At 64.5% G+C, this 6,572-nt stretch carries 5 protein-coding genes; 1 reads left to right on the top strand and 4 read right to left on the bottom strand.

Annotated elements, in window-relative coordinates; genetic code table 11:
- The first annotated feature begins 173 nt into the window (after positions 1–173).
- A complete protein-coding gene (locus ACLV7J_RS02645; protein WP_411867560.1) occupies positions 174–614 on the top strand; it encodes a lysozyme inhibitor LprI family protein in 441 nt (146 codons plus the stop codon).
- 164 nt (positions 615–778) lie between these two features.
- Here the strand turns inward: ACLV7J_RS02645 and ACLV7J_RS02640 are convergent, their stop codons facing one another.
- The 4 genes from ACLV7J_RS02640 to ACLV7J_RS02625 form a co-directional block, all read right to left on the bottom strand.
- Positions 779–1,066, bottom strand: coding sequence for a hypothetical protein (locus ACLV7J_RS02640; protein ID WP_411867559.1), 288 nt, complete (start codon positions 1,064–1,066; stop codon positions 779–781).
- 105 nt (positions 1,067–1,171) lie between these two features.
- Positions 1,172–3,181: a diguanylate cyclase domain-containing protein gene (locus ACLV7J_RS02635; RefSeq protein ID WP_411867558.1), complete on the bottom strand. Its 2,010-nt coding sequence runs from the start codon at positions 3,179–3,181 to the stop codon at positions 1,172–1,174.
- Positions 3,182–3,190: 9 nt separating this feature from the next.
- Positions 3,191–4,120, bottom strand: coding sequence for a GAF domain-containing protein (locus tag ACLV7J_RS02630; protein WP_411867557.1), 930 nt, complete (start codon positions 4,118–4,120; stop codon positions 3,191–3,193).
- Between the two features lie 1,400 nt (positions 4,121–5,520).
- A complete protein-coding gene (locus ACLV7J_RS02625) occupies positions 5,521–6,501 on the bottom strand; it encodes an SDR family NAD(P)-dependent oxidoreductase (protein WP_411867556.1) in 981 nt (326 codons plus the stop codon).
- Positions 6,502–6,572 lie beyond the last annotated feature (71 nt).

Raw genomic sequence — 6,572 nt, 5'->3', positions numbered from 1 at the left:
CAAGCCGGAGCCGGCCTCGCTGTGTCAGGCGGGCATTGGGGTGGCTATGCATGGAGGCGTGAGGTCGGGGTTGGTGGGTCGCACCTCAACCCGTAGCGGCCTCACACCCCCTTGTCAGCTGAACAACCTGCTGAGACAGAACAGCTAGATGGGATGTCATCCGTGAGCTGCCGATGCGTCAGGTCCTTCTTCTGTCGTTCCTGGGAGCCCTGGTCCCCCTGCTTCCGCTCCCGTCCTCCGCTGCACCTCCATGCCCCGACTCCCTCGCCACGGGGGAGCAGACCCGCTGTCTGATCAAGGCCCTTGAAGCCAGCGATCGCCGCCTGCAACAGGCCCTGTTGGGGGTCTCCAAGGAAGCGCAACAGGTGCCTGGACCGACCTTCCAGGCTCTCTGGCGGGAGAATCTCACCGGCTTCTACCGCACCAGCAGCGACCCGGCCAAGCAGGCCGAGGGATTCCGCGCCACTCGCAGGGCGGTGTGTGCCTATGCCAAGTCCGTGGGTTTCCAGGGCACCGGCTATGGCATCACCACAACCCGATGCGAATTGGCTCTCACCCGCACGCTGCTCGATGAGCTCAAGCCCTCAGCCGGAGACAGATCAGCCGTGGTGTGATTCGCTAACAGGACGGGCAGGAGCCTGAAGGACCGGGCTCCACCCAACGGGATCAGGTCAGCTCCCTGCAGGAGCCGCCATGGCCTCGCCGACCGAGGCACCGCCCTGTTGAGTCCCCACCTCCCGGGCCTTGGCCATGGTCGTTGCAGAACAGTCAGCCGATGTCAAAGGGCGCCTTCCGATCCCTTGAACTGCACGTCCTCCACCTTGCCCTTTCGATCCGTCAGGCAGCCCCAGGGGGCTGTCGCGTTGGGAACCTTCAGATCAACGCTGATGCCTGAGGCATCGCTCGTCTGCCGGATCACCTTCAAGCGATTACTGGGAAGACCAACCACCTTGGCCACAGACGCAAGGCAGTTGCTTCTTGCCTTGATGAGTGCGTCAGCCGCCACGGACTCGGCACGGACAGGAGTCAGCGACGCCGCGGCAGCCAGGGCCAGGGCGGCGGTCACAACCACGCGTGCAGGGCATTTCATGGTTGTCCCCATTCAAGGTGGCGAATCAAGGCGTTATCACCGTACTGGGCCAGGGTCCACGTCAGAGACACAACACCGAGGTCAGGCTGATGTGGCACCTTGGAGCGGAGCTGCCACGATGGGAAGGCTATCCCCACCATGCTTGCTCTGGTACATCGCCCGGTCGGCGGCCAGCATCAGGGCATCCGCATCGGCCCCGTGCTCCGGCCAGCGCGAGATACCGATGCTCACCGAGATGCGAAGATCCACGGTGGGATGAATACCGTGGTAAGGCTGGCTCACGGCCGCACGGATGCGTTCAGCCAGGCTCATCAGGCTGTCGAGATCAGGAGCCTGGGGTAGCAGCAGCACGAATTCGTCGCCCCCCTGGCGGCAGAGGGTGTCCGTCTTGCGCAGAAAGTCCTGAAGGCGCTTGCTGACGGCAATGAGAAGATCATCGCCGATGGCATGGCCGAAGTTATCGTTCACTGCCTTGAATCCATCAAGGTCCATGAACATCACACCAACCATGTACCCGTAGCGCTGGGCCATGGCCAGGGCCTGCTCCAGGCGATCGACCAACAGCGTTCGATTGGCCAGGCCGGTCAGGGCATCATGGGTGGCCTGGTGGAGAATGGTCTGCTGTTCCTCGTGTTTGGCCGTGACATCCTGATACATCGCCAAGTAGTACAGGGTGCGCAGATGCCTGTCGGTAATGGTGGTGATGCTCAGGTCATGGAGTTGGATTTTCCCATCCTTGCAGCGGTTCCAGATCTGATGGCGCCAGCTGCCATCGCGCAGCAACTGTTGCCAGAGGTCCTGATAGAAACTGGAATCGTGATTGCCTGAGCGCAGAATCCGCAGGGATTTGCCCCGTAGGTCGAGATTGGTGTAGCCGGTGAGCTGGGTGAAGCTCTGGTTCACGGAGATCACCTGTCCTTCCGGATTGGTGATCACGACCCCTTCCACGGTTCCCTCGAAGACGGCCGCTGAGATGGCCTGCTCTTCGGCCGCCTCGGAGACCTGCTGCAGAGCCTCCAGCGTCTGTCGATGGCTCGTGACCAGTTCACGGCTCACGAGACTGGCCACAATGGAGAGCAGTCCACCCACCAGCAGGATCAGGCCCTGGCTCGGGTGCAGACCGTCCGGCCCCGGCAGGGCTCTCGTGAGCTGAACTCCCACCAGCCATTGGCGCTCACCAAAGGAAAGGCGTTGGTAGTTGGGATCGCTCAGCCTCGGGGTTCCATACATCTCCATGGGGTCATACAGAAGCCCCTCACCGCTGGGACGAACCCCGTCGAACACCAGGATTGTCGAGCCCTGGAGGTTGGGGTTGTTGATTTTCCTGAGGCTCTCCTGCATCAGCTCCTGGATGAGGATCGGACAGCTGGCCCAGCCCCACGGCTCGGCTGACGGATTCAACGGAGAGGGCGACGGGATGGCTGGAGAGGTCCGGCGGATCAGGGAGTAGAGAATGACGGCCGGCAATCGCTCCCCAGATCGCGTCTGCTGTAGCTGCAGTTTCCCGGTCACGACTGGGGCTCCTCTCTGCGCCGCCTGCAGCAGGGCCTGCCGGCGGACGGGCTCACTCAGCAGGTCGAATCCGATCGCCCTGCGGTTGCCTGGATTCATCGGCTCCAGCACCGTGACCGGGGCATAGGCCGGCCGAAGTCCCGCGGGCCGGATCACAAGGGCATCGCCGTGGAAGACCGACAGGTCGCGCTCGAAGCTGGCCTTGGTGGCCGGCGTCACGTAGCGGGCATACCCCAGACCCAGGGCACCCTCAGGAAGTTGATACGTCTGGCTCAGGGTCTGGGCGTAGTGGATGAAGCCTTCGGGCATGAGCCCACCGCTGGCCTCGGCCATGGCGCTGATGCTCACCACCGCTGCGGTGGCCGCTGACGTATGCATCCGAAGCGAGTCGGTCACATCATTGAGCAGGGCGATCTCAGCCTGTTCGTGCAAGCGACGGTTGAACACCACGTTCTGGATGGCGAATCCAGTGCTGATGAGCAGGCCTGCCGCCAGGACGACAACAGGCAACGTCTGGATGCGGCGCCGGTACTGTGGCGGTCCCGATGGTGATGACCCTTGCAGTGGTGACTGACCCATGGCTGTGATTCAGCTGAGGGTGCCGGCCGCCTGCTGCAGCAGGGAGTCGAAGCTGGAGGACTCCGGCTGTGCCGATGTGATCACCACCCTGGTGCGCAGCGGTTGGGCGGCCGCCTCCACGGCCCCCTTCAGAGCGCTGAGGTGCTGCTCAACCTCGGTCGCGTCCGGCCAGAGCAGGCTGAATTCGCCGTGTCCGCTGCGGCCGAGCACTCCGGTGGCTCCCTGGTGGGCCCGACACACAGCGGCGACCTGCTGCAGGCAGCGGTCTGCAGTGGTGACACCAGCCGGTTGGGCATTGAGCGGGCGCAGGCCCGTGAGGACAACGGTGACCAGCACCGGGCACCTTCCCTCCTGCCGGAACTGCTGAAACCGCTGTTCCCCCTGCTCCATCAGAGCGACGCGCGTCAGGACCTCAGTCAGGCCGCAGAGGCGGCTCCGTCGCAGGTTGGCGATCTCGTGCATGGCCATGGCGCTGAGCTGGGCCAGCAGGTCCTCCTGGTAGGGGGTGAGCAGATGGGGCTGGCGGTCGATCGCGCACAGGGTGCCCAGCCGCTGGCCGGAGTCGGTGATCAGCGGAGCGCCGGCATAGAAGCGGATCTTGGGATCGCCCTGCACCAGGGGGTTGCCCTGGAAGCGGGAGTCGTTGAGGGCATCGGCCACCACGAACACCCGGTCGGAGCGGATGGCGTGGTCGCAGAAGGCAATGTCCCTCGGGGTTTCCTGGGCCTCCAGGCCCCGGCGGCTGAGAAACCACTGGCGATCACGGTCCACCAGGGAGATCAGGGCGATCGGCGTGCCGAGGATCTCGGCCGCCAGGGACACGATCCGATCCAGCTGGGCATTGCTGGGTTGATCCAGGACGCCATGGTCATGGAGCTCCGTGAGACGGCGCTCCTCGCCCAGATCACTGAAGGCCTGGCTGCCGGGGTTAGCGTTCAAACAGCCACGACCAACACGTTCACCACAACATAGGTCAGCCAACCGATTGGCGCAGTCATTCCGGCAGATGTGAACTGAGGCTGGCGATCATCGTGCCTGCACCGCCCCCAACTCCCTCGAGACTTGACCAATCGAGAACGCATCACCAAAGCTTTTTGGCTTCTTGACTGTTAGCTGATCAAAAAGTAGTCTGGCCGCATTCTTGGTGCTCTAGTGAGCAGGTTCGGTCAGTATCCATGACTGTCGCTGGATATTTTTCAGCTGACATGGGGGTGTGAGGCCGCTACGTACTGAGGCGCAACCCACCCATCCCGATCTCCCACACCCACCGATAGCCAACCCCATGCTCGTCGGAACCAGAGAGGGCGTCTCCGGCTGGTGACCCAGCCCATGGAGCACGGCCGGAGCCTCGCCGAGCTGGCCGCCGGGAACGGCATCAGCCCCGCTACGCCTACCGCTGGCTCGCCCGGTGCCACTCCCGCAGCTTGGACTGAAACCACCGCTCTGGCATGGAGCGGAGAGACAGCGGCCCGGAGCCGATAGGTCTATTCGCCCCGGCCGGGGGCCGAGCCCCAAACAATCCACCGTGCTCCGGCTCGGCCCCTGGAGCAATGCGTGGAATGACGGATTGCCCAGGGCTGCCAGCAGCGAGAGGCTGAGCCCATCACCCCAGGAGGCGCCCGCAATGGACGACACGCCACCCCGCCAGGCACCAGGAGCGCGCTGACGATCCGGCCCCTGCTCCAACACTCTCGACGGATCTCTGACGTCCCTGGCGTGTCGCTGGTCTGACTGAACAGCCCTGTCGCCGTCCACTGCACCGCCTGAGGTGCCCCGGACCTAACGGAACGTCCCGATTGACACCTGGCCCCAGGTGCCAGCGCCGGCAGCTCCGACCACAACCGAAAACTCCCTGATCTGACGATCACGGCTATTGCCAAGCAAAAACCATCGCGCAGCTGCGCCCGACCCCCTTGGGACGGCACCACGGCTGAGCAGACAAATGCCCGGGGCCAATGCTCCGGGCTTTGTTGTGTTAATGGGGGGCCACCTCAAAGCCCTGAGGCCTCAAGGGGTCTGCTGATACAGCTGCTCGAGGCGTTCCCGACTGAAGTCGGCATACAGAACCTCATCTCCGGGCTGGGGAGCCTCTGGATGGGTCCTGCCGCGCTGGCGAGGCGATGGAGAAGAGTTCCGCCCTGCGGCGCTGCGCAGGTTCTGGGTCATCAGAGCAAAGGCACCGCCAGCGATGGCCGCAAAGCACACCAGGTAAACCACGGCCAGAAGGTCATTCATTGGCAGCTCCTCTTTTCTGAACTCTAGTGTGAAGAAATATGAAACGTGGGTTGGCTCCTGCTTTCGGCCAGATCGGGTTCAGCGGCTCCCGATCTGGGCCGGCTTCAGCGGCTGCCGATCTGGGCACTGAGATCCCAGAGCTGCCGCGCCAGGGTGTCTGAGCAAGCTTCTGCACTGGGCTGGCTGACCTCAAAACGCAGCCGACCTGGGCCCAGCACCCGGTTGCTCCAGTACTGGAAACCGCTGGGTTGCGGCGGTGGGGTGCTGGCCAGGCTGGCCAGCAGGGTGCCAGCTCCCTCGGGCGTTTCGGTGAGCCGCAGCAGATCGCGGGCCATCAGGGAGAACAGCGCCTGGCCCAGCGGGTTATGGCGGCGGCTGTAGCGGAAGAAGCCGCCCTTGCTGCGCGGGATCACCAGCCCTGGGCTCCAGGCGAGAACCGGCAGCGGCGTGCCTTGCTCCCTCAGCCGCCGCTCCACCTCCCTGGCCATCAGCAGGTTGCAGAGTTTGCTGTCCTTGTAGGCCTTCTCGGCATTGAAGCGACCGCTGCCATCCAGCATCGGCGCCCCTGGACCCTGGCGAAGCCCTGCAAGATCACCAAGCCCGGCCGGGAGGCCCACCTTGCCTCCGGCGGTGGTTGGGTCATGCACTTCTGAGCTCGTGACCACCAACCGCGGAGCCGTGCCCCGCATCAGCAGGGGCAACAGCTGCTGCAGCAGTGCCTGGTGGCCCAGGTGGTTCACCGCCACGGTGAGTTCAAACCCCTGGGCCGACCAGCGAGGCTCGGCCGCGCCGCTGTACTGCAAGCCGGCGTTGAGCACCAAGGTGTCGATGGGCTCGCCCGCTGCCAGCAGGGATTCAGCGCAGCCCTGGATGCTGCTCAGATCGGCCAGATCGCAGATCGGGGTTGTAATCCGGCCGTCCAGGCGCTCGCGCAGGACCGCGGCAGTGGTGGCATCCCGGCAGGGCAGGGTGAGCCGGTGACGAGCCTGGAGCAGCAGGGTCGCCGCCTGAAAACCGATCCCCGAGCTCCCACCCGTGAGCAGGATGCGCCGGGTCGGTCCGGCACTGCGCTCCTCAACCGCCATGACCCCACGTGCAGGGAAGAGCCATTCTCTTGACCCTGCTGGTCACTCGGCGGAGGGGCGGCCCCACGTGC

Origin of the sequence: Vulcanococcus limneticus LL, assembly GCF_943369875.1 — a bacterium.
In the GTDB taxonomy this organism is placed as follows: domain Bacteria; phylum Cyanobacteriota; class Cyanobacteriia; order PCC-6307; family Cyanobiaceae; genus Vulcanococcus; species Vulcanococcus limneticus_A.
Note: the sequence above shows the minus strand (reverse complement) of the source record. Positions and strands in the feature narration are given on the sequence as shown.